This window comes from Oceanobacillus sp. NCCP-135 (assembly GCF_059698015.1).
The window spans coordinates 96,835-118,507 of sequence record NZ_BAAKSZ010000011.1 but is presented as its reverse complement, the minus strand read 5'-3'; the positions used below and the strand labels follow the sequence as shown (position 1 = coordinate 118,507).

The 21,673-nt window shown below is 37.1% G+C and carries 25 protein-coding genes and 1 riboswitch; of the genes, 20 read left to right on the top strand and 5 right to left on the bottom strand.

What is annotated here, in order from left to right; translation table 11 throughout:
- Positions 1 to 84: 84 nt before the first annotated feature.
- From AC6HVZ_RS10005 to AC6HVZ_RS09980, 6 genes are all read left to right on the top strand, one after another.
- Positions 85 to 252 carry a hypothetical protein gene (locus AC6HVZ_RS10005; RefSeq protein WP_497558009.1) on the top strand — a complete coding sequence of 56 codons (168 nt, stop codon included), beginning with the start codon at positions 85 to 87 and terminating at the stop codon, positions 250 to 252.
- A gap of 187 nt (positions 253 to 439) precedes the next feature.
- On the top strand, positions 440 to 709 hold the full coding sequence (locus AC6HVZ_RS10000) for an AbrB/MazE/SpoVT family DNA-binding domain-containing protein (RefSeq protein WP_497558008.1): 270 nt from the start codon (positions 440 to 442) through the stop codon (positions 707 to 709).
- Positions 709 to 1,032: a type II toxin-antitoxin system PemK/MazF family toxin gene (locus tag AC6HVZ_RS09995; RefSeq protein WP_497558007.1), complete on the top strand. Its 324-nt coding sequence runs from the start codon at positions 709 to 711 to the stop codon at positions 1,030 to 1,032. Before AC6HVZ_RS10000 ends, AC6HVZ_RS09995 begins: the two co-directional genes overlap by 1 nt.
- Before the next feature lie 482 nt (positions 1,033 to 1,514).
- Entirely contained in the window at positions 1,515 to 3,218 is a 1,704-nt protein-coding gene (locus AC6HVZ_RS09990; RefSeq protein ID WP_497558006.1) for a transglutaminase domain-containing protein, read from the top strand.
- A 21-nt stretch (positions 3,219 to 3,239) separates the two neighbouring features.
- Positions 3,240 to 3,653 (top strand): YhfM domain-containing protein, encoded by a 414-nt coding sequence (locus AC6HVZ_RS09985; RefSeq protein WP_497558005.1) that lies wholly within the window; start codon positions 3,240 to 3,242, stop codon positions 3,651 to 3,653.
- Between the two features lie 55 nt (positions 3,654 to 3,708).
- Positions 3,709 to 5,139 carry a DNA cytosine methyltransferase gene (locus tag AC6HVZ_RS09980; RefSeq protein WP_497558004.1) on the top strand — a complete coding sequence of 477 codons (1,431 nt, stop codon included), beginning with the start codon at positions 3,709 to 3,711 and terminating at the stop codon, positions 5,137 to 5,139.
- A 64-nt stretch (positions 5,140 to 5,203) separates the two neighbouring features.
- Here AC6HVZ_RS09980 and AC6HVZ_RS09975 read toward each other — a convergent pair whose 3' ends face one another.
- On the bottom strand, positions 5,204 to 5,923 hold the full coding sequence (locus AC6HVZ_RS09975; RefSeq protein WP_497558003.1) for a PmeII family type II restriction endonuclease: 720 nt from the start codon (positions 5,921 to 5,923) through the stop codon (positions 5,204 to 5,206).
- Between the two features lie 179 nt (positions 5,924 to 6,102).
- On the opposite strand from AC6HVZ_RS09975, the gene AC6HVZ_RS09970 reads away from it, so the two are divergent.
- The 3 genes from AC6HVZ_RS09970 to AC6HVZ_RS09960 all read left to right on the top strand — a co-directional run bounded on the left by AC6HVZ_RS09970 (position 6,103) and on the right by AC6HVZ_RS09960 (position 7,387).
- On the top strand, positions 6,103 to 6,324 hold the full coding sequence (locus AC6HVZ_RS09970) for a hypothetical protein (protein WP_497558002.1): 222 nt from the start codon (positions 6,103 to 6,105) through the stop codon (positions 6,322 to 6,324).
- A 183-nt stretch (positions 6,325 to 6,507) separates the two neighbouring features.
- Complete coding sequence (locus tag AC6HVZ_RS09965) at positions 6,508 to 6,717, top strand: hypothetical protein (protein WP_497558001.1); 210 nt, start codon at positions 6,508 to 6,510, stop codon at positions 6,715 to 6,717.
- Between the two features lie 139 nt (positions 6,718 to 6,856).
- Positions 6,857 to 7,387: a D-glycero-alpha-D-manno-heptose-1,7-bisphosphate 7-phosphatase gene (locus tag AC6HVZ_RS09960; protein WP_497558000.1), complete on the top strand. Its 531-nt coding sequence runs from the start codon at positions 6,857 to 6,859 to the stop codon at positions 7,385 to 7,387.
- Between the two features lie 157 nt (positions 7,388 to 7,544).
- On the opposite strand, the gene AC6HVZ_RS09955 is transcribed toward AC6HVZ_RS09960, so the two are convergent.
- The gene (locus tag AC6HVZ_RS09955) at positions 7,545 to 8,339 is read right to left on the bottom strand and encodes an N-acetylmuramoyl-L-alanine amidase (protein WP_497557999.1); all 795 of its coding nucleotides are present in this window, start codon (positions 8,337 to 8,339) and stop codon (positions 7,545 to 7,547) included.
- 246 nt (positions 8,340 to 8,585) lie between these two features.
- A riboswitch (SAM riboswitch) is annotated at positions 8,586 to 8,688 on the top strand.
- 130 nt (positions 8,689 to 8,818) lie between these two features.
- On the opposite strand from AC6HVZ_RS09955, the gene metA reads away from it, so the two are divergent.
- Positions 8,819 to 9,727 (top strand): homoserine O-acetyltransferase MetA, encoded by a 909-nt coding sequence (gene metA, locus AC6HVZ_RS09950; RefSeq protein WP_497557998.1) that lies wholly within the window; start codon positions 8,819 to 8,821, stop codon positions 9,725 to 9,727.
- A 155-nt stretch (positions 9,728 to 9,882) separates the two neighbouring features.
- Positions 9,883 to 10,071, top strand: a complete 189-nt coding sequence (locus AC6HVZ_RS09945) for a helix-turn-helix domain-containing protein (RefSeq protein WP_497557997.1) — start codon at positions 9,883 to 9,885, stop codon at positions 10,069 to 10,071.
- 219 nt (positions 10,072 to 10,290) lie between these two features.
- On the opposite strand, the gene AC6HVZ_RS09940 is transcribed toward AC6HVZ_RS09945, so the two are convergent.
- A complete protein-coding gene (locus AC6HVZ_RS09940; protein ID WP_497557996.1) occupies positions 10,291 to 11,007 on the bottom strand; it encodes an SRPBCC family protein in 717 nt (238 codons plus the stop codon).
- 130 nt (positions 11,008 to 11,137) lie between these two features.
- The gene (locus AC6HVZ_RS09935; RefSeq protein ID WP_497557995.1) at positions 11,138 to 11,704 is read right to left on the bottom strand and encodes a sigma-70 family RNA polymerase sigma factor; all 567 of its coding nucleotides are present in this window, start codon (positions 11,702 to 11,704) and stop codon (positions 11,138 to 11,140) included.
- A gap of 179 nt (positions 11,705 to 11,883) precedes the next feature.
- On the opposite strand from AC6HVZ_RS09935, the gene AC6HVZ_RS09930 reads away from it, so the two are divergent.
- From AC6HVZ_RS09930 to AC6HVZ_RS09915, 4 genes are all read left to right on the top strand, one after another.
- On the top strand, positions 11,884 to 12,564 hold the full coding sequence (locus AC6HVZ_RS09930) for a phosphoribosylaminoimidazolesuccinocarboxamide synthase (RefSeq protein ID WP_497557994.1): 681 nt from the start codon (positions 11,884 to 11,886) through the stop codon (positions 12,562 to 12,564).
- 549 nt (positions 12,565 to 13,113) lie between these two features.
- On the top strand, positions 13,114 to 15,039 hold the full coding sequence (locus AC6HVZ_RS09925) for an ATP-dependent DNA helicase (RefSeq protein WP_497557993.1): 1,926 nt from the start codon (positions 13,114 to 13,116) through the stop codon (positions 15,037 to 15,039).
- Between the two features lie 128 nt (positions 15,040 to 15,167).
- On the top strand, positions 15,168 to 15,539 hold the full coding sequence (locus tag AC6HVZ_RS09920) for a CidA/LrgA family protein (protein ID WP_497557992.1): 372 nt from the start codon (positions 15,168 to 15,170) through the stop codon (positions 15,537 to 15,539).
- A complete protein-coding gene (locus AC6HVZ_RS09915) occupies positions 15,532 to 16,221 on the top strand; it encodes an LrgB family protein (protein WP_497557991.1) in 690 nt (229 codons plus the stop codon). The genes AC6HVZ_RS09920 and AC6HVZ_RS09915 overlap by 8 nt, the downstream gene beginning before the upstream one ends.
- A 44-nt stretch (positions 16,222 to 16,265) precedes the next feature.
- On the opposite strand, the gene AC6HVZ_RS09910 is transcribed toward AC6HVZ_RS09915, so the two are convergent.
- Positions 16,266 to 16,892 carry an NUDIX hydrolase gene (locus tag AC6HVZ_RS09910; RefSeq protein ID WP_497557990.1) on the bottom strand — a complete coding sequence of 209 codons (627 nt, stop codon included), beginning with the start codon at positions 16,890 to 16,892 and terminating at the stop codon, positions 16,266 to 16,268.
- 235 nt (positions 16,893 to 17,127) lie between these two features.
- On the opposite strand from AC6HVZ_RS09910, the gene desA reads away from it, so the two are divergent.
- From desA to AC6HVZ_RS09885, 5 genes are all read left to right on the top strand, one after another.
- Positions 17,128 to 18,180 (top strand): Delta(5) desaturase DesA, encoded by a 1,053-nt coding sequence (gene desA / locus AC6HVZ_RS09905; RefSeq protein ID WP_497557989.1) that lies wholly within the window; start codon positions 17,128 to 17,130, stop codon positions 18,178 to 18,180.
- Positions 18,181 to 18,270: 90 nt separating this feature from the next.
- Complete coding sequence (locus AC6HVZ_RS09900; protein ID WP_497558014.1) at positions 18,271 to 19,404, top strand: sensor histidine kinase; 1,134 nt, start codon at positions 18,271 to 18,273, stop codon at positions 19,402 to 19,404.
- Positions 19,404 to 20,003, top strand: coding sequence for a response regulator (locus AC6HVZ_RS09895; RefSeq protein WP_497557988.1), 600 nt, complete (start codon positions 19,404 to 19,406; stop codon positions 20,001 to 20,003). Before AC6HVZ_RS09900 ends, AC6HVZ_RS09895 begins: the two co-directional genes overlap by 1 nt.
- A gap of 81 nt (positions 20,004 to 20,084) precedes the next feature.
- A complete protein-coding gene (locus AC6HVZ_RS09890) occupies positions 20,085 to 20,234 on the top strand; it encodes a hypothetical protein (RefSeq protein WP_497557987.1) in 150 nt (49 codons plus the stop codon).
- A gap of 560 nt (positions 20,235 to 20,794) precedes the next feature.
- Positions 20,795 to 21,514, top strand: a complete 720-nt coding sequence (locus AC6HVZ_RS09885; protein WP_497557986.1) for a hypothetical protein — start codon at positions 20,795 to 20,797, stop codon at positions 21,512 to 21,514.
- Positions 21,515 to 21,673: the final 159 nt, after the last annotated feature.

The window sequence follows — 21,673 nt, the reverse complement described above, 5'->3', positions numbered from 1 at the left end:
TCCTCTACTGTAAGTATAACGCATCTGAGAGAGGTTGTCTAGTTTTTTATAAAGTCACGCTGTAGTGATAAAGACAAACAGAGAATGATTCAGGTTCAAAAGCAAACAATGATGAAAGATGTCTTGAATCTCACCCAATTGAGAAAGCAGATGAACCAATCCGGAAATAAAACGATGAAGATGCTTGTGGAAGGGGCTTTGCTTCATTTGGAAGCAGATATTAAGTGGTTGGATATGATTGCAAGAGATTAATTATGGAAAATATATCTAAAAATGCTCAAGTTATTGTAACTTTGAGCATTTTTTCATTTTCCCCTGCCTGACTTTCATAGTATGATAGAAGATTCGATATGTATTTCAGAGTTTATCTCGTGAAAAGTATCATATCGGGTGATTTCGTATATATTAGATATATACGAAACTTAGGAGTGATGTTATAATGGATAATAATAACAAAAAGGGAGTGCTTGAAGTGTCTACAACCGTTCAAAAATGGGGTAACAGCTTAGGGGTTCCAATACCGAAAAGTGTAGCAGAAAAATTCGGTATTGTAAAAGGTTCCAAAATGGAATTTACTGTTAACGAAAATCAAATTATATTGAAACCAGTCAAAAAAGACCCGACATTGGAAGAATTACTGGCACAGATCACAGATGAAAACAGACATGAATATATCGACTTTGGAAGAAAAGGGAATGAGTTAATTTAATGATAACAGAAAGAGGGGATTTAATTTATTTAGACTTTGATCCACAGGCAGGTCATGAACAGTCAGGTGTTAGGCCTGCCATTGTTCTTTCACCTAAGAGTTTTAATCAAACAACAACTTTTACCATTGTTTGTCCTATCACAAGAAAAGGAAAAGGATATCCATTTGAAGTTAAATTGCCAGATGGTTTAGCTGTTGAGGGTGTTATTTTAACCGATCAAGTAAAAAGCATTGACAGAAAAGCAAGGTATTTGGATAAAAAAGGACAAGCACCAGAAGAAGTTGTTGAAGCGTGTTTAACATTGATTCATACATTTTTATGATTTATGCTAGAAATTTTCACATAAGGAAAAACCCACGTCGGCAAACGTGGATTAACGATTCAATACCGCACAAAAAACCGTTTAAGAGCTTTTTGAGTGTATACTTTATAGTATATACAACCAGCCCTGTTGTATAATACAGTTGTGATAAATGCAACATATTAGCGGTGTTGATTCCTTCCAAAAAATGTGTTCTTTTTCTTTGTATCATTAAATTTTTACCAAATCGTTCGTGTTGTCCACTGTATGACCTCCTCGTTTAAGAATTCTACAAGGTAGTTAACCCTGTTAAGCTTATATTATTTTTTTGTAGAACACCTGCAAATAACTAGTGATATGATTGCAAAGGATTAATTACTGAAAAATATTTCTAAAAATGCTCAAGTTATTGTAACTTTGAGCATTTTTTCATTTTCCCCAGCCTGACTTTCATAGTATGATAGAAGTAACGTTTTCTAAAAATTCATGAATCGGGTGATACAGTGAAAAAGACACGGATTGTATTTGCAATTATTATGATGATTATCCTTCTTGCAGTGGTTGGCTGTTCCGAGGAGGAAAGTGCTGAACCGAAACCGAAAAAGGATGAAAAGCAAGAAGAAGCTAAAGAAGTTGAAGCAGAGGATACGGAAGCAGTAGAAACTGCAGCTATTCCATTAAGTTCATATGCAGAAGAAATCGACTTCTCCCTTATATCACCTGAACAAGAAGAGATCTCTGCCAATACGATCGTAGAACTTAATGGAACGATTGGGAATGCTGATAATTTCCATGAAAACCTTATTTGGGTTGTTATCACACCTAATGAACCCATGGAGGAGATCGAACAGGATGACTTTAATTATTACATTCCATTGGAAAATGGGGAATTTTCCAAGCAAATCAAGCTACATCATGGAGAAGGTGCGTACCAGGTAAGTGTGCGGGTGCCAAGCAACAAGGCTGGCGAAGAAGAAAAATACTATAAAGCTGCCGCCTTTGATGTCATCAATCACGATCAGAATGTGCAGCGTGAAGTCGAGTACACAAAGTACGGAGTGAAAAATAATATTCAGCTGACGAGTCCGACTGCCGGTATCAGTGACGCTGAAGCCGGTGTACATATTGAAGGGACTGTTCCGGAAGATCATGCAGGAGAGATGGTGCTCGTTCAGGTAGATAAGGAAAATGAAAACAGACAAATCCTGTTTCCGATTGAGGATAATCAATTCTCTGGGGATGTACCATTATATTTTGGAGAGGGGGTCCATCAGATTCGTGTTCAGACATATAATGAAGCGGAGGATCTTTATTATGAGTCAGCCTCCTTTTACGCCGATAACGAACTAGCAACCGTTTTTGCTGAGATGGAAAAATACAATGAATATATCACCCGTGGCGTATCACTTGAAGAGCCAACCCAAATTACAGAGGCTGTACTCGAACAGCAGGAATATCAGGTTGCAGGGGAAATAGATCCCGATGCTCCAGGTGCGGCGGATATTGATTATGTGATCGTTACTGTAAAACACCTAGAGGAAGATGAGGAATCTGGCTATCTTATCCCTGTGGAAGACTATCAATTTGATGGAACGGCATATTTTCGGTTCGGACCAGGCGATTATGAAGTGATCATTAATGTACCTGATCTCGAGCAGCATGATCAATCGATGTTTTATTATCAAGGTGTTGCAAAAGTAAATCATCAGGTACAAGGGATTGTAGATGAACGTGATTTATTACCGTCTCGAGGGATTGAATCCGATCACCCGTCAATCATTAAAAAGGCAGAAGAACTCACTGCTGGACTGGAAAGTGAACGTGAAAAGGCAAAAGCCATTTATCAATTCGTCGCAGAGCATGTTGCTTATGATGTGGAAAAGGCAGAAAATGATATTTTCAATATTGGGGACAGTGCATTATCAACACTGGAATCCGGCATTGGTATTTGTCAGGATTATGCATTTTTGGCAACAGCATTACTTCGAGCGATTGGCATGGAATCACATTATGTGGAAGGCTATGCAGGTGAGCGGCATGCGTGGGTGGAAGTAAAAGTTGATGGAGAGTGGCTTGAGATGGATCCTACCTGGGGTGCAGGCTATGTGCAGGATGGTCAGTTTCACTTTCATTATAATGAAGATTATTTTGATCCAGATCCTAACGTTTTAGCGAAGACTCATACAAGGGAAGGGATTATGTATTAAAAATTGAAGGATATAAAGAGAGTGAGAGTAGGATTCTTATTAATTTTCGCTTTATTGGCAGGTTGTAGTCCAGGTGGAGAAACAATGGTACTCTTGGATGAACAAGTAACTGCGGTCACTATTTCAAAGTCAAATGGACATGGAGAGATGAATCAGGATGTTTTGCTGTCATTTACTGATAAAGAGTCTATCTCCATTATTGAAAATGCAATAAAAACTGCTGTGGAGCAGAAATCAGATGTTGATATTTCAGCACCTGATTATGATGTAATGGTTGAATACGAAATACTTGAAGGCGAGCTTCCTACCCACGGAATCCATTTATGGCTGGGTGAGGAAGGTGAGAAAAGTACATTTGCGTATATCACGGATGAAACTACTTATCTTACAAGTTCGAAAGTAACAGGTCAAATGAGGGAATTGCTGGATTTATAAGAGTAACGTAACTTTCAGAAAGGATATCAAAAATGGAGAAATAAACCCTAATTAATTGACTAACACAGAACATACGTTTACAATAACCCTTATAAAAGTTAAAAAAATAGTTGGCCAATCGGGGTGGTTAGTAATGTATGCTATCAGTAAAGAAAAAGTAAGAGAACAAATGAAAAAACGTGGGATAAATACACAAAAAGAGTTGGCAGAACAATTAGGGATAAGTAAAAATCAACTTTCCATGTTGTTGTCAGCCAATTTTAGCCCGATTAAATCCAATGCTATGAATTTATGTGAAACGCTAGATGTAGGCTTTGAAGAAATAACAGAGCAATTGGAATTTGATCTGGGCATTGAAGAAAAGAACGCTGCAGATACCGTCATCTATAAAAAAGCGAAGCATAATAATAAAAATATGGACGAGATAAATTTCATTGAAGTAAGAAATGTGAAAGCGAATAAGGAATATAAAGTTCTTGAGTTGTTTGCAGGAGCTGGTGGTCTTGGTTTAGGTTTAGAATATGCTGGATTCGAATCTGTTGGGAATGTTGAAGTAGATAAGCATGCCTGTCAAACCCTTCGCAAAAATAGACCTAATTGGAATGTGGTTGAAGAGGACATTATAAAAGTAACTGAAAATGGAATAGAAAATTATATAGATGCTCCACCTGTAGGAGAACTTGACTTATTATCAGGTGGTTATCCCTGCCAGGCCTTTAGCTATGCCGGAAAAAAGGGTGGCTTACAAGATGCGAGAGGTACACTGTTTTACCATTATGCAAAGGTTTTAAATGAACTTAAACCCAAAATGTTTTTAGCTGAAAATGTGAGAGGGTTAGTTAATCATGATGGAGGTAACACGTTAAAAACTATGCTGGATGTTTTTGCTGATATTGGTTATACGGTAAAGTGGAAAATTCTTCGTGCATTAGATTATGATGTAGCGCAAAAAAGAGAAAGAATAGTGATTGTGGGAGTTAGAAATGATCTAGTAAATCAATATGAAGCTCTAGAGTATTTGTTTCCCAAACCGTATGGCTCTGAGCTTACCTTAAAAGATATTCTTAAAGATGTACCTGCCTCAGATGGTGCCAAATATCCTGAAACTAAAAAGAATGTACTTGATCTTGTACCTGCTGGAGGCTATTGGAGGGATCTTCCTGATGATATTGCTAAAGCATATATGGGGAAAAGCTATTATTCAGGAGGAGGCAGAACTGGAATGGCCAGAAGACTCTCCTGGGATGAACCTTCTTTAACTTTAACTTGTTCTCCTGCTCAGAAACAGACCGAAAGATGTCATCCGGAAGAAACCAGGCCATTTACAGTAAGAGAATATGCAAGAATACAAAGTTTTCCTGATGAGTGGGTATTTGACTGCTCTACATCTAATGCATATAAACAAATCGGAAATGCTGTACCTGTAAATATGGCAAAAGCAATCGGGCTATCTATTGTTTACACACTAAATAAGTTAAACTTATAATTGGATATTGAAAATAAGAAGGCTGCAACATATCAGCCTTCTTTCATTTTATAACTGTTATTCCTCATTTCAGGTTTTTTTCAATATCCTTCGCTAAATCAGCGATGACCTGTTCAACAAGATCGGACGAATCATATTCAAGGGCTATTTCACCCATAGCATCACTTAGAATAAAGTAAAAATTCTCATGTCCTGTTAATCGATACCAGAATTCTTCACCAATCATAACAGGATAATCATTATTTAATTGTTTGTAATGAGCGCTTAATTCCTCAGGGTTTCCATAGAATACTACTATGATTAAGTCATTCAAGCCTATATTTAAGTTGTTTGTCCTCGCCAATTTTTTGACTCCAGAAAAATGATCTTTTATTGTGGTGACGTCATCACGATTAATTGTATTAGGCCCAGCTTTTATTTGGCAATATTTCCTCCTGCCATCTAATTTATCAATAAATTCAATATCAATACCTGACGTAGTTGATGCAAAGCCTTCCAAAATTTGACTGCAGTATTTTTGCAATTGTTGACCAAAGCTTGTATTAATAGAAGACCCCAGCACCCTAGGATATACCAAGGCTTTTGCAATGCTAAGTGCATCGTCATTACCGGTTAGAAATCTTGCTTTATATGTATCGAGAAAAGGATTTTGATTAAACTTTTTTAATTGAACCAACTTAGATGTATTTTTCACATGATTCTTAGCAATTTCTTCTCTGAAAAAATTTTTAAAGTTATTTATTATACTGTTTAGGGCTTCTTGATTTAATTTCTCATTATTCACCATATAATCCCTCCATTCTTGAAGTTAAGTATAATTAATATGGTACTATAATATTAATCATACCATTCGAATTATAATTAATAAATGTACGAATATCACAATGGTCTAAAAAGGTAATGTTTATTAGAACAAGCATTAAACAAAATTATGAAATATAGTTTTTTTAAAGGGGTGGAGTAATGAGAAGCGTATTACGGCATACGATAAATTATATTGAAGCGGAAATGGCTGTACACGAAAAGGAGGAACAATACGGTTCTTTTGAACTTGGGGTATTAGTAGATAACTACACCATTCAAGCCATTAGAGGAATTAAAGACATATTAAGTCCTGTTGAACTAGGCTATTATGTAAAGGATCTATTAGAAGAGACAGAAATGATAAAGGGGAAAGTGAGCTGAAATGATTCTTATTTATGTAGTGGAAAATATTAATTAAAAAAACATTAAATAATTTACTTCCTGCAAGGTTATATTATCCACGTGTAGCATTATATATTGTTATACATAACTGGTTTAGAAAAAGTACGATCTACTTTATAGTATCTAAAATAGAATGGTAAATAAAGTAGGGGGGCTGATATAATGTCAGTAATCGATATGAAGGCAGCTCAGGAATGGTCTAAGCTTCCTAAAAATGTACAAGAAATGCTCACTAATAATGTGTACTGTTCCAATTGCGGTGTAACAACTATTACAAATTTTACACTGTATAATGATGAATTCGGTGTTCTGCTCCAAGGAAAGTGTAAGAAATGTGGAGAAAATGTAGCAAGGTTTGTGGAAGATGCGTAAATTATGGATATACAGAAGTAATAACCATTTAAACCGTGCCATACTACTGGGATGGATTCTTTCAGATGATAATGAAAACGAATAAATCCACCCTTTATTCTAAAACTATAATTATCTTATCCTTAGAAAAGGTGATGTTATGAAAAAAGCAATGTTTCTAGACCGCGATGGTGTCATTAATGAAGTGTTAAGTCATCGGGTGAAATTTGTAAATAAGCCAGGAGATTTTTATTTGCTTGATGGTGTTGGACAAGCGATTAAAATTTTTAATGAAAAGGGATTTAAGGTTTTTGTAGTCACGAATCAAGGTGGAATTGGGCTGGGATTTATGGAGGAGAATGCCTTAGCTGCTGTACATAAAAAAATGGAAGCGGACTTAGCAGCATATGGTGCTAACATTGATGATATCGCCTATTGTCCACATAACCCAAAAGCAGGATGTGCCTGTCGTAAGCCAAAGCCACAAATGATTTTGGATTTAGCAAAAAAGCATGATATTGATGTTGCAAATAGCTATATGGTAGGTGATAGGGCGCCAGATATAGAAGCAGGGAGAGGAGCAGGTACACGAACGATTTTAGTTGGAGAGCCAAAGGAAGACCATGTTGATGCAGATATGTACTTTCCAGATCTTATTTCGGTTGCAAAATGGGTGGCTGATAGAAACTAACCCATAAAAAAACTGGCTGCATCAAGTGGTACAGCCAGAACAGGTTGATTGGTCATTCGTTTTATCTCTCGCTCTATCAATTTTTTCGTTTCCTTCATCAACTTAACCCTGACATTTCGCAGTTCCCTTATCAGAAGTATATTAATCACATATACTTTTATCCGCTAACAATATATGCATCAGCTATTCCCGCATTTTTCACTTCATTCAAACGTACGTCTGCATTCGTTCGGTTAGAGAATGCGCCGGCTTGTATGCGGTACCACCGCTCACCAGAAATAGTCACTTGATCAACAAAAGATTCAATCCCCTTTGAATGTAGGAAATCTCTTCGTTTGTCTGCGTTAGCTTTTGATTTGAAGGAGCCGGCAATAATTTTATAAAGTGTTACAGAGCCATTTTGCTTGCTCTGAAGATTAAAGGCTTTGGCTAGTCCATTTGCATGACCTTGTGCTACTCTCTGACGCCATGTGGAACTTTTCATGAGTGCTGCATCATTAGCGTTATCGATAAATCCATTCTCTGACAAAAAAGCAGCCATGGATGATTCACGTAATACATGGAAATTTGCCTTTTTATGCCCGCGGTTTCTAAGCTGGTTTACTTTGGTAATTTCAGCATGTAATGTGTCCTGATAGTTAGCAGTTTGTGAGGAGTCAGATAAGCTATTGTGGATAAAGTCTTCATACCCTTGAGCAGATCCATTGAAAGCATTGCAATGAATGGATAAATAATAATCGGCTCCCCAGGAATTAGCCTCATTGGTTCGCTGCTGTAAATTCTTCGTACTGTCACCGATGCGGCTCATCCTAATTTCAACATTTTCATATCCATCCATCAAAATTGTCCGTATTCTACGAGCAATATCCAACACGATATCCTTTTCTTTTATCCCGTTTCCGCTGGCACCTGGATCTGATCCACCATGCCCAGGATCTAAATAAAGTTTCATTTAAATGCCTCCATTCTTAAATAATTTTTACATTAATAGCATATGTTAGGAAGAAATGCGGAGTTGGACAGACATCATTATATTTTAAAAATCCATCATTATCACCAACCTTTGTAGATGTTTAACTATAAATTCAGTTCTATAATTACTATCGAAGGAACTATGCATTTTGGGGCATGATAGAATCAAATAAAGTGATAATTTTTACATTTTAATGAATATCATATATACTGGTAACTAATTAAATCATTATTAAGAGTGATCGAGAGAATTGGCTCAAGGACGTCACAGCAACCTACATCATGTAAGGTGCTACTACCAACAAAGCAACTGCTTTGAATGATAAAATTGGTGAAACTCCTTTTTGCAGATCAAAGCAGAAGGTTTTTTTTGTGATCTGGGTTATTGCAACAGCGAATTAACATAATATTCAAGGGATAATATATTGTCTGATAAAACGAAAAGGAGAGACGCATAAAATGCCAATAAATATACCAAAAAAATTGCCGGTAGGAGAAATTCTAAAACAGGAGAAGATTTTTGTGATGGATGAGGATAGGGCTAGGACCCAGGATATTCGCCCACTTAATATATTGATTTTAAATTTAATGCCGGAAAAAGAACGAACGGAATTACAGCTGTTAAGACTGTTGGGGAATACCCCGCTCCAAACTAATATTACTTTTCTGCGGATGGCAACACATCAATCGAAAAATGTTAGTGAATACCATTTGGATACATTTTACACCACATTTGAAAAGGTGAAAGATCGCCGTTTTGATGGAATGATCATTACAGGGGCACCGATTGAGCATTTGGAATTTGAAGAGGTGAATTATTGGGAAGAACTAACGAAAATTATGGATTGGACAAAACGCAACGTGACCTCTGTTTTACATATTTGTTGGGGAGCCCAAGCTGCGCTGCACTATCATTATGGGATAAATAAATATGATCTGCCGAAGAAATGCTTTGGTATTTTCAAGCATCAACTATCAGATCCAACGATTAAGCTCGTTCGTGGTTTTGATGAAGTATTTCATGCACCACACTCACGCTATACCACGGTATTGGCTGAAGAAATAGAAAACAGTGAAGCTTTATCATTACTTTCGAAATCGGAGGAAGCTGCGCCATTTATCATCATGTCCAATGACGCAAAAAACATCATGATTACTGGTCATTTGGAATATGATGCAACGACACTTGCAGAGGAATATAAGCGTGATCTCAGCAAGGGGTTGAATATTAATATACCAAAGAACTATTTTCCTAATGACGATCCGAGCGAACAGCCGCCCAATACATGGCGTTCACATACCTATTTGTTATTCTCTAACTGGCTAAATTATTATGTATATCAGCAAACCCCTTATGTGTGGAACTAGCGGCATTTTTTGTTCACATTTTTGTAATATATTATATATTAATTCTTATTTTCAGTAGTAAATCCACCATTTTTATTTAATTTTGTGATAAGATGAAAATAAGATAATATTTAGATAAATGCAAAATAATATTACAGCATATGGAGTGATATATTGTGAATGGAAGCAAATTAAGAGAATTAAGAGAGTCGAAAGGTCTGACAGCAGCAGAATTTGCTAAGCAAGCCAACTTTACAAAAAGCATTATATGGAGTTACGAACTTGGGAAAAAAGAACCAAGTCCAGATCATATCAAGAGGATTGCAGACTTTTATAATATCCCTGAGGATGAATTGCTTGCTTAACGAGGATAAACCTTTTATATAATCACGCATGAAAGAAACTGAAGTTGGAAAACAGAAGTGAAAAGAGAGTGATTCGGTTAGAAGAGTCACTCTCTTTTTAATTAATTTTAGGCGTTTCTTTATATCCAAAAGGTAACTAAAAAAGCTAATAAACTCTTATCTTTCAATGGTTTAATTAGCTTTCCTCGTTACAGATTCCCTGGTATGCGGGTTGTGTTTTTAATACGATACCGGGTATTCTGCCACTTCACAATCTAAAGTAATAACTTCCTTTTTTCTTAATATGCTCAAGGTAATGATCCCACCAACTACACTATTATTAATTATTCTTTCTAATGATTCATAGCTTTGTACAGGCTGTCCATCTACCTCTGTAATTATATCTTTCGGTTTAACCCCTGCGGCATCAGCCGGGGATTCACTTGCAGCATGTACTACTTTACTGCCGTCAACAAGTGACTCTGCTCCTGCTGGATTATTCGTTGTATGAATAAGACCAATCCATGCCTTCCACATGTTTGAACGATTATCCTGATTATCTTCGTAAACACTTTTTAAATTTTCCAGGAATTGTAGGGTGGCAAAGGCCATGTTTTCCTTTGCTGCCTCACCTTCTTCTCCAATAAAAGGTGTTTGATATTCAATGGTAACCCGAACGCCATTCGTCTCCTGCTTTAACATAGTGATTGTTTTAAAGTATCCATCTTCGCTTTCAAGTACAATCTTTTTATTTTTAACGATGTCTGTAAAGGTACCGGATGTTTCTGCGCCCCAACCATGAACCATCTTACAATGCCCACCAACACGAAAGTCCAGATTGGCTTCTTTGGTGTACCAGCGATTTAAATCTTCAGGTTTGGTTAAAGCGTCCCAAATTTTATCAATCGATGCATTCACAATAATATCTCGTTTAATGGATTCTCTGATTCCAGTCATACTATTTCTCCTTTTTTATATAGCTTCATGGCTATAATATAGTAAGTATAGATAAAATTAAACAAATACGCAAAGTCCACAGGTTCTTTGAGTAAAACATGTGAATTTCCGATTATCATCTAGGCAAATTTCACACGTTCCAGTCAATCGTTTTTCGAAATTCCTTGTCTCTTAATTTCTTTCGTACCTGTTTGCCCCAGCTTTTTACTGCCTCCAGTGTCTTATTTTCCTGGATGGCTATATCCTTTAAGGTCATTCCATCAATAATGTGGTAGTATACCCATTTCCATTGATTTTGTGTAAGCTGTGCTCTCAGTTGCTGCCACATTTCCTGATTCTCTAGTAATGTATTGGAGGCGCTTTTGATGGAAGTGCTTGTATTTGACCCCCGAATGTAATTTCCGTCATCAAAAGCCGCTTTATTTTTAGTAATAAAGGCTTCATGTACTTCATTTCTTCGGTTATCTTTACGGATCATATCTATTAAGCGATTACGGATGGTGTAGTTAAAATAAGTAGCCATTGGCCCTTTGTCAGGCTTGTATGTCTCGTAGGCATTCCACAGAGCAAATATCCCTTCACGGTAAAAGTCTTGATTTGAATCCTGGATATTCAGCCGATTTATATGAAAATGAATTCGCCGTTCATTTTGTTTAAAAATTTCTTCGAACGTAAACTTCTTTTTATCGTCTCCCATTTTTAATCCCCCCTGGTATTTACTTTGAAAAAATAAATACTCTTTCTATAACTACTATCGAAACATAAACGGTTTAGGGGGCATTTTTTTAAATTTTATTCGAGAAAATTCTTAGAAGATGTCATCAAAACCTGTTATTATGGTAGTATCAAAAATCCGACAAGAAAGGAATGCTGCAGATGAAACAGATATATTCAGGAAAGACTAAAGATGTATACGAGTTGAATGACGGTAATTATATGTTGAAATTTAAGGATGATGTTACAGGAGAAGATGGTGTATTTGATCCTGGTGCCAACACGGTAGGATTAACGATTGAAGGTGCAGGCGCAGCTGGATTAAGACTGACCAAGCTCTTTTTTGAAAAGTTAAGAGAAAAAAACATTCCCACCCATTACATTGATGCCAATCTAGAGGAAGCGACAATGACGGTTGCCCCGGCAATGGTATTCGGTGAGGGACTTGAAGTGATTTGCAGATATCGGGCGGTTGGGAGTTTTTTAAGACGTTATGGAAAATATGTGGAAGAAGGCCAAAGCCTGGATGCATTTGTTGAGGTGACCCTGAAAGATGATGAGCGTCAGGATCCCCCAATTAATGAAGACGCACTGGACATGCTTGGAATTTTAACCAAAGAAGAATACGGTGTTCTAAAGGAATATACGAAAGAAATTTCCCGTGTTGTAAAAGAAGAGTTAGCAAAAAAGGATGTGGAGCTTTATGATATCAAGCTGGAATTTGGTAGGGATAAGAATAATCAGATCATCCTTATTGACGAAATCTCTGGTGGGAATATGAGAGCTTACAAAGACGGGAAATATATTGCGCCATTGGATTTGGAAAAAATAATTGTATCATAAGGTAAAACTTCAATCTGCGGAAAGCCTTTTTCGTGGATTTTTTTTGAATGTGCTTTTTCTGCTTTTTAATAAAATAAAGCTATTTAGGCGTTCTAATGGACAGTTTGCGCTTGGAATTGAGCAGTTTTGTCCATGAGAGATGCTCTCATGGACAGCTTGGGTTTGAAATTGAGAAGTTTTGTCCATGAGAGACGCCCTCATGGACAGTTTGGGTTTGGAATTGAGCAGTTTTGTCCATGAGAGACGCCCTCATGGACAGTTTGGGTTTGGAATTGAGCAGTTTTGTCCATGAGAGATGCTCTCATGGACAGTTTGGGTTTGGAATTGAGCAGTTTTGTCCGTGAGAGATGCTCTCATGGACAGTTTGGGCTTGAATTACGTTGGTTTTATCTTATAGAAGCCTTCTGCCTTCTATTCATGCAACTGTTTTAAAAAGCAAAATTCATAAGCATTGATCAAAATACATCTATTTTTCTAGAATGGACAGTCCCAATGTTACTACTGTATAATAGCTTTTTGGAATGTTTGTTAAAAGAGGAGTAAACACTATTGAAATCAAATTCACTACCATTTACCGTAGCAAAAACCGAAAATTTCTTTGACCGTTTAGGGGATTATGTCGGGGATGTGTTTTATGATATTTTACCTGAAAAAGGATACGAATTACGTGATGAACAAATATATATGGCCTTCCAGCTGGAACAGGCTTTTAGAAATAAACACACGATATTTGCCGAGGCCGGAGTAGGAACGGGTAAGACATTAGTCTATCTATTGTATGCCATCTGTTATGCAAGACATCGAGGAAAACCGGCAATTATAACTTGTGCGGATGAGACATTGATTGAACAGCTTGTAAAAAAAGGCGGGGACATTGGAAAACTGGAAGAAGCATTGGGTCTTACGGTTGATGTCAGGCTGGCTAAAGCAAGAGAAAATTATGTCTGTATCAAAAAACTGGATCCATTTGCCAACCGGACAAATGATGAGGATATTTTACGTGTGCATGAAGCGATACCTGATTTTGTTTTTGACACAGGCGCTGCCATGAAGTCATTTGAACGTTATGGCGATCGCAAGGAATATCCTTGGGTGTCAAATGAAATCTGGAAAAAAATTTCCTGGGATCCACTGCAACAGTGTTCGACCTGTGAATGGCGCCATCGTAGTGGACAAACGTTGAACAGGGATTATTATCGCCATGCATCAGATATTATAATTTGTTCTCATGATTTTTATATGGAGCATGTCTGGACAAAAGAGTCACGCAAGCGTGAGGGGCAAATGCCATTGCTCCCTGAAGCGAGTTGTGTTGTTTTTGATGAAGGCCATCTGTTGGAGTTTGCTGCCCAAAAAGGGTTAACATATCGCTACAATTTCGAAGTATTGACTAACGTACTGACAGGCTATATGGGTCAGGATGTCAGGGAGGAATCTCTTTATTTGGTAGAGGATATTTTGACCTTGAATGATGAGTGGTTTGAAATGCTTGGAAATAATGCTTCTGCTGTGGAAGGATCCAATCGTCGGGAGATTCTCCTCTCCAAAGAAATAATTACCATGGGAAAAAACTTAAATGACAAGGTCGAGCAGTTGCTGGAACAGCTGGTATTTGATTCGGAGTTGTTTACGATGGAAGACTATCATATTAAAATAATCGAGGAATACTTGGAGTTTTTCTCCTATGGATTATCTATTTTGCTGAAAGATGATGAAGGTATTTTTTGGCTGGAGGAAAATGATCGTACGACAAGCTTGGTTATCATGCCACGTTTGGTTGAAGATGTTTTAAAAAAAGAAGTGTTTTCGCAAGTTATTCCATTTGTGTTTTCATCAGCTACATTATCACAAAACGGAGATTTTTCCTATTTGGCTGGCAGTTTAGGTATTGGAAAATACGATTCTTTTTCAGTGGAATCACCGTTTGATTATGAGAAGCAAATAAAGATAAATGGCGATATAGAAATAGATGAGACCAATAAATGGATGAAAATTGGCGAACAAATGCTGGAAAACGGTGGGGGATCACTGGTTTTATTTGCCACTGCTGAAGAGATGAATGCGTTTCGCAGGTGGTCAGCTAATCAGGAATTTCCTTTTACTATCCTCTATGAGGGTGATCGGGAAATTAGCGAGACGGTAAAGGATTTCCAAATGGACGAATCATCTGTAATCTGTGCATATCATCTGTGGGAAGGCTTGGATGTTCCAGGAAAGGCTTTAACACAAGTGATTATAGCTTCACTTCCATTTCCACCAAATGACCCTGTTTTTAAGGCGAAAAGAAAGCATACGAATAATCCGGTTCGGGAAATTGATGCACCTTATATGCTACTGCGGTTAAGGCAGGGAGTTGGAAGGTTAATACGAACAAGCGGGGATTTTGGTCAGATTCATATTTGGATGAAAAAAGATGAACAGTCTATGTATCAGCAGGCAATTGAGGAGGTTTTGCCTGTTTGGATGGAATGGTAAAGTAAAAAGGTGACTAACATGTTAGTTGCCTTTTTTAATACTCGAATTATCATTAAGGAAATAACCACCAGTTCTCTTGTGTTATTTGCTATACTAGGTTCATAACTAGATTATTGGAGTGTTAGATTGTGGTGAGGATTAGCAAGATCATTATTCATATTGCTTTTTTATATTGTATTTATTTAATTGGAAATTGGATTCAGGTAACGCTTGACTTGTTTGTGCCGGGGAGTGTTATTGGAATGATTATCCTGTTTATTTTGCTTTCGACAAAAATACTAAAAATAACATGGGTAGCGGATGGTGCAAGGTTCATTGTCAATAATCTTGCCCTGTTTTTTATTCCCGCAACAGTAGGTGTCATTAATTATTTTGACCTCTTTGCTGGTAAGGGATTTTTACTTGTGTTGATTGTCTTATTTAGTACCTTTCTTGTTATGGCTGGTTCTGGTCTGACGAGTCAATGGATGATACGCAGAAGGGAACTGAAACATGACTAATTTTTTAATTGGATTGATCGTAATCATTGGCACGTATTTGATTTATTTGTTTGCAAAAATGATTCATAAAAGACTGGGATATTCATTCACTGCACCTGTTATTATATCGACCATTATTATCATTATTATTTTACTGAGCTTTCAGATTCCCTATGAAACCTACATGATCGGTGGCGATTGGATAAATGAGTTGCTTGGACCTGCAGTTGTTGCGCTTGCTTACCCACTTTACCAGCAACGTGATATATTAAAAAAACTTACAGCTCCGATCCTTGTTGGAACTTCTATTGGAGCAATAGTCGGTGTATCTACAGGTATATTACTTGCAAAATCAGTTGGTTTTGAAGATGTCATTATCTACTCACTTACACCAAAATCTGTGACAACACCTGTTGCAATGGCTGTCACAGAAACAATCGGTGGTGTGACACCGTTGGCAGCAGTTTTTGTTATGATTGCTGGAATTGGTGGTGTACTTTTCAGCTCAATAGTTTTTAAAGTTTTCAAGATTAATCATTATATAGGAAAAGGGGTTGGTATAGGAAGTGCTTCACATGCGATTGGAACCTCCAAAGCATTGGAAAGCAGCTTGCTTGAAGGATCGATAAGCACAATCGCAATGGTTGTCAGTGCGGTAGTGGTTTCTGTGATAACTCCAGGATTGGTTGCAATTTTATTGTAGTTGCGGTACTTAATTAAACAGTAGGATTTAATCCTACTGTTTTTTTACTCCAATTCATCCCCCAACAGTTCTATAAAATGAGTCAATATCTTTGCTGTTAATCCCCAGATAACTCTCCCATCATACGTATAAAAAAGCTCATCAATGTGACGCAACTGCCAGTTGTAATTTTCCCCTCCAATAATCGAATCAAAAGGAAAGTCAGATTCCGGAATGACCTTAAAATTAACCTTGTATTTTTCAGGTATGCTGCTAAGGAAAAACGACAATGGTACCGTAAATATCTCTTCCACTTCAGCTTCATTCGGGACAATTTGCTCAGGTGTTGTGACTCTCCCAATAAAGGGATATATCATTCTGCCTAAATCAGAAACCATGTAATCAAGGGGAATTACATCTTTGATAGCAGCAGCACTAATCCCGAGTTCCTCTGTTGTTTCTCGAATTGCCGCATGTTTTGGGCTTAAGTCATCCCTATCTATTCTTCCACCTGGAAAACAAATATCACCAGGCTGGCTGCGCATTTTTATTGATCTGACTTCAAACAAAATATGCAGTTCATCGTTTTTTTCTATAAGCGGCAGTAGTACAGCAGATTTTTGAAATTGTTCATGCCCAAGTATAGATGGCTTTCGATCCTTTAATTTAGTGATAATCCCCGATAAGTTCATCTCATTCCCCCCATAACTATAAACATATGCATGTCATTTTATATTTATTATACAGGCTTCTGTTTTGGGAAAACCAATAATTGAATCGTTGATAAAAGTAAACCAAAATCAAATACATGACATTTGTCACATACGATCATTGACGTTTATGACTTATAATTATCCTAATCTTCCCCTAGTATAAAATTATAATTTATGTTCGCCGTAATAAATGAAGATAATTAGGAGGCAAATTATGAGTAAACAAAAACAAGCACAATTAAAAAAGAGTGTTTCAGCCTTTGCTAATGCAGATACAAAAGCTAGTATCATACAGCTAATCAATACAATACTTCCGTTTTTCCTGCTGTGGTTTCTTGCATATCAAAGTATAGCCATTTCCATTTGGCTAAGTATTGCACTATCGATTGCAGCAGCAGGATTTGTCGTTCGTATCTTTATTATTTTCCATGACTGTACACATAGTTCTTTTTTCAAAAACAATAAAGCAAATAAGATTGTTGGAACAATTACTGGCATCATCACCCATTTTGCGTTTGCGAAATGGAAACGGGATCATGCAATTCATCATGCGACAAGCAGTAATTTAGATAAACGAGGTACTGGTGATGTTTGGGTCATGACGGTTGAAGAATATGTTACTGTATCTTTTTGGGGCAGATTAGCATACCGGCTTTATCGTAATCCAATTGTTATGTTTGGGCTTGGACCAATCTATCTTTTCCTAATATCTAACCGTTTTAACAGAAAAGGTGCTAAGCGAAAAGAACGTATGAATACGTATTTAATTAATGCTTCCCTTGTCGTCATATATGCGTTATTGATATGGGCAATCGGCTGGCAGGCACTCCTGATCGTACAGATTCCTATTCTTTTTGTGGCTGGTTCGCTGGGTATTTGGTTGTTTTATGTACAGCATCAATTTGAAGATTCCTATTTTGAAAATGAAGAGGAGTGGGATTTCGTAAAGGCTGCTGTCGATGGAAGCTCTTATTACAAGCTTCCGAAAATAATGCAATGGATGACAGGTAGTATTGGCTTCCACCATGTGCATCATTTAAGCCCAAAAGTACCTAATTATCATTTGGAAAAAGCACATGAATCCACACCGCCATTACAAAAAGCAACAACGATAACATTGGCTTCCAGTTTACAGTCCATTCGTTTTCGATTGTTTGACGAGGCAAGCAAGTCATTTGTCACCTTTAGAGAGGTGAAAGATCTTTTAAATAAGAAAAAGATAAATGTACAGCTTGCTCCTAGAAGGTCAAGCTTTCAGGAAAAATAATAGATAATTAATAAGGATGACTCTCCATACTATATTGGAGGGTTGTTTTTTTGCTATACTTATGGGGAATAACAGAAGGGAATGACAGTGATGCAGAATTGGTTTCATATATTTCCAAGGAATACCGGGCTCAGTTTATATGCTTGGATTATCTTTTGTCTGCTTCCATTCTATTTTATCTTTAGATCTATTTCATTATTGGAAATTATTTTTGGTATTGTCATGATTATTTTATTTTTTACTACATATCGCCTGTCATTTATAAAAAAAGGCTGGACGGTTTATGTGTCAGTTGGTATACAAATCGTAATCAGCATTGGAATGACATTGTTTTATGGTTATGTATATTTTTCTCTTTTCCTGGCCTTTTTTATCGGAAATATTCAAAATAGAATCGGTTTTATTACCTTATACGTCGTACACCTTGTTACAACCGTTGCTGCAGTTAGTATTGGATTTTTCATTCAGAGTCAAATATTTTTTACCCAGTATCCATTTATTATTCTTAGTGTGATTGGTGTCATCCTTCTGCCGTTTAACATGTACAATAGAAATAAAAGGGAAAAATTAGAAAGCCAATTAGAACATGCAAATAAAAAAATTTCACAGCTGCTTGTTTTTGAAGAACGTCAACGGATTGCCCGTGACCTACATGATACATTGGGGCAAAAGCTCTCTCTTATTGGATTGAAAAGTGATTTGGCAGAAAAGTTAATCGATGTAAAACCGGATTCGGCAAAAGATGAGCTAAATGATATTAATCAAACGGCGAGAACAGCTTTGAAGGAAGTAAGAGAGCTAGTCTCCGATATGAAAGGGACAAAGTTGAAGGATGAAATGTTGCGTGTTAGACAAATGCTAAAAGCTGCAGAGATGAATTTTCATATAGAGGGAGATCCAAATCTTATTAATACCCCGTTATTAGTTGAGAATGTACTGAGTATGTGCTTGAAAGAGGCTGTAAATAATATTGTTAAGCATAGTCAAGCAACCTCTTGCCATGTTAGGATAACGCAATCATCGGATGAATGGCTTGTAGAAGTACAGGATAATGGCATTGGTATTCCTGAAAAAGTAGATGCTTTGAAAGAGCATGGACTACAGGGGATGCGTGAACGTTTGGAATTTGTTAACGGAACTTTAAAAATTGAATCATTCAATGGAACAAAACTAACAATTCAAGTGCCACACGTCATTCAGCAAACGAAACAGGGGGGATTTTAATGATTCGAATTGTGATTGCTGAAGATCAACGAATGTTGCTTGGTGCTCTGGGATCCTTACTTGATTTGGAGGAAGATATGAAGGTAGTTGGCAAGGCGAGAAATGGAGAGGAAGCACTTACTCTTGTGAAGCAGCACCAGCCTGATATTTGTATTATGGATATTGAAATGCCATTAAAAAGCGGTCTTGATGTTGCTGAAGAATTAAAGGATGACACATGTAAAGTAATTGTTCTAACTACATTTGCTCGAGCGGGTTATTTTGAACGAGCGCGAAAAGCGGAGGTAAGTGGCTATTTGTTAAAGGACAGTCCAAGTGAGGACTTAGCGAATTCTATTCGTACGATAATGGCGGGAAGAAGGGTTTATGCTCCAGAACTGGTGGATTTGGCATTTGAAAATGATAATCCACTTACTGAGCGTGAAGAGCAGGTGCTCAAACTAATTGCTGAAGGAAAAACGACGAAGGAAATCGCAAAACAGCTTTTTCTTACCAATGGAACCGTCCGCAATTATGTTTCAGTGATTCTCGATAAGCTTGATGTGGGCAACCGAATTGAAGCTATCTCACGGTTTAAGGAGCAGGGCTGGTTTAAGTGAGTGGATGGTTTCATGAATAAAAATGGCCGTATTACCAAAAGCTAATCCCTAATCTTATTTAAAAGGAAGGGGCAGTAAAAAATGGTTAACAAAGAAAAGGAATTTAATAATATGTTTAAAGAAAATGAAAACAGTGGAGAGCAGCGGAATGGACGCAAAAGCCAGTTTAAAAATCATAATTCAAAGCTTGGAGAAGCACCGAACGAGTATATAAGTAAGAAGGATGAATAGTAGTTGATTACTATAATAGAAAGAAAAGAGTCTAATTGCGTTGATTATGCGAGTTGGACTCTTTATTTTTGTGTATAGGCCGTCTCTCAACACCCGAGCGGAATGAAAGTTGGTGCAACCGGTCGCATAGCATGCTTCTCACGGACAAATCATCTCAAATGTAGGCGTAAACTGTCCATGAGAGCGTCTCTCACGGACAAATCATCACTAAATCAGGTTCAAACTGTCTATGAGAACGTCCCTCACGGACAAATCTTCATGAAATCAGGTTCAAACTGTCCATGAGAGCGTCTCTCACGGACAAATCATCTCAAATCCTAGCCAGAACTGTCCAATATGCGTCTCTCTAGCTAAAATGCCCCTAACCCTATTTTCGGTTCCAAGACTAATAACTCTAAATAGCAACATTTCGATTTTTATTTGCTACAGCTTTTTGCCGAAAAACTAGTTAAGCAAAGTTGCTTTATAAACCTTCTACAAAAAGTCTATTCATTTATTCACTATAATTGGAAATGCTATGAAATGAACTATATTCCACAACAGAAAGGATGTTAACTCAGGTGAAAAAGGGATTATTAATAGCATTTGTTATGGTGGTTTCGCTGGGGATTGTCTGGCAGTTTTCCACAGCATCAGCAGCTTTTTCAGATCATGAAGTTTGGAAGTCTGAAAAAATGCATGGAAAGAAAGGTCTTTATCAAAGCAAGGCATTATTAAAGCTGAAGGCAGAGGAACTCGGAATTGAAATAAAAGGAAAAGATGCCAAAGTCTTAGCTAAGGAAATTGCTGAAGCGAAAACTAAACAGGCTGCAGAGGAAATGGGAATTAAGACAGATGGGAAGGATTTTGAAGAACTGGCAAAGGAAGTTCATCATCAAAAGGTAATGAAGAAGGCAACGGAGCTCGATATCGAAACAGATGGGAAAGACCCTAACGAGCTGGCCAAAGAAGTTCATGAAGCCATGGTGAAACAAAAGGCTGAGGAATTAGGAATTTCCATAGAAGGTAAAGATATAAAAAAGGTAAAAAAAGAAGTTATGGAAACTTATATCCAAACTAAAGCAGCTGCATTAGGAATTGAAACAGAAGGAAAAGGTCCCCGTGAAATAATGAAAGAAGTTCATGAACAGAAGGTTTTCCAGTCTGCAATAAACTTAGGAATAGATACGAAGGATAAAGATGCAGAGCAGCTTTTGGAGGAAATAATTGCTGATCATGCAGAGGAAGCGAAGAAGCTTAAAGTCTATCCATTTGAAGAACGAAAAAATAAGTATCATTAATAGTAAAGGCTATCCTAATCATTTTTGGGATAGCCTTTGACATTGGGTTTAAAAGGAAAGTCAAAATTATTCATTTAAAGGAAATCGGCTATTTCGTCGAATTCTACCAATCCGAATATTGACCGCTGGCATCTAAATAGACAAGGCGATGACGAGTTT

What these genes read in the sequence shown, in the direction of transcription:
- AC6HVZ_RS10005 (WP_497558009.1), top strand. Translation starts at nt 85, where the DNA reads ATGATTCAGGTTCAAAAGCAAACAATGATGAAAGATGTCTTGAATCTC.
- AC6HVZ_RS10000 (WP_497558008.1), top strand. Translation starts at nt 440, where the DNA reads ATGGATAATAATAACAAAAAGGGAGTGCTTGAAGTGTCTACAACCGTT.
- AC6HVZ_RS09995 (WP_497558007.1), top strand. Translation starts at nt 709, where the DNA reads ATGATAACAGAAAGAGGGGATTTAATTTATTTAGACTTTGATCCACAG.
- AC6HVZ_RS09970 (WP_497558002.1), top strand. Translation starts at nt 6,103, where the DNA reads ATGAGAAGCGTATTACGGCATACGATAAATTATATTGAAGCGGAAATG.
- AC6HVZ_RS09965 (WP_497558001.1), top strand. Translation starts at nt 6,508, where the DNA reads ATGTCAGTAATCGATATGAAGGCAGCTCAGGAATGGTCTAAGCTTCCT.
- AC6HVZ_RS09960 (WP_497558000.1), top strand. Translation starts at nt 6,857, where the DNA reads ATGAAAAAAGCAATGTTTCTAGACCGCGATGGTGTCATTAATGAAGTG.
- AC6HVZ_RS09955 (WP_497557999.1), bottom strand. Translation starts at nt 8,339, where the DNA reads ATGAAACTTTATTTAGATCCTGGGCATGGTGGATCAGATCCAGGTGCC.
- metA (WP_497557998.1), top strand. Translation starts at nt 8,819, where the DNA reads ATGCCAATAAATATACCAAAAAAATTGCCGGTAGGAGAAATTCTAAAA.
- AC6HVZ_RS09940 (WP_497557996.1), bottom strand. Translation starts at nt 11,007, where the DNA reads ATGACTGGAATCAGAGAATCCATTAAACGAGATATTATTGTGAATGCA.
- AC6HVZ_RS09935 (WP_497557995.1), bottom strand. Translation starts at nt 11,704, where the DNA reads ATGGGAGACGATAAAAAGAAGTTTACGTTCGAAGAAATTTTTAAACAA.
- AC6HVZ_RS09930 (WP_497557994.1), top strand. Translation starts at nt 11,884, where the DNA reads ATGAAACAGATATATTCAGGAAAGACTAAAGATGTATACGAGTTGAAT.
- AC6HVZ_RS09915 (WP_497557991.1), top strand. Translation starts at nt 15,532, where the DNA reads ATGACTAATTTTTTAATTGGATTGATCGTAATCATTGGCACGTATTTG.
- AC6HVZ_RS09910 (WP_497557990.1), bottom strand. Translation starts at nt 16,892, where the DNA reads ATGAACTTATCGGGGATTATCACTAAATTAAAGGATCGAAAGCCATCT.
- desA (WP_497557989.1), top strand. Translation starts at nt 17,128, where the DNA reads ATGAGTAAACAAAAACAAGCACAATTAAAAAAGAGTGTTTCAGCCTTT.
- AC6HVZ_RS09900 (WP_497558014.1), top strand. Translation starts at nt 18,271, where the DNA reads ATGCAGAATTGGTTTCATATATTTCCAAGGAATACCGGGCTCAGTTTA.
- AC6HVZ_RS09895 (WP_497557988.1), top strand. Translation starts at nt 19,404, where the DNA reads ATGATTCGAATTGTGATTGCTGAAGATCAACGAATGTTGCTTGGTGCT.
- AC6HVZ_RS09890 (WP_497557987.1), top strand. Translation starts at nt 20,085, where the DNA reads ATGGTTAACAAAGAAAAGGAATTTAATAATATGTTTAAAGAAAATGAA.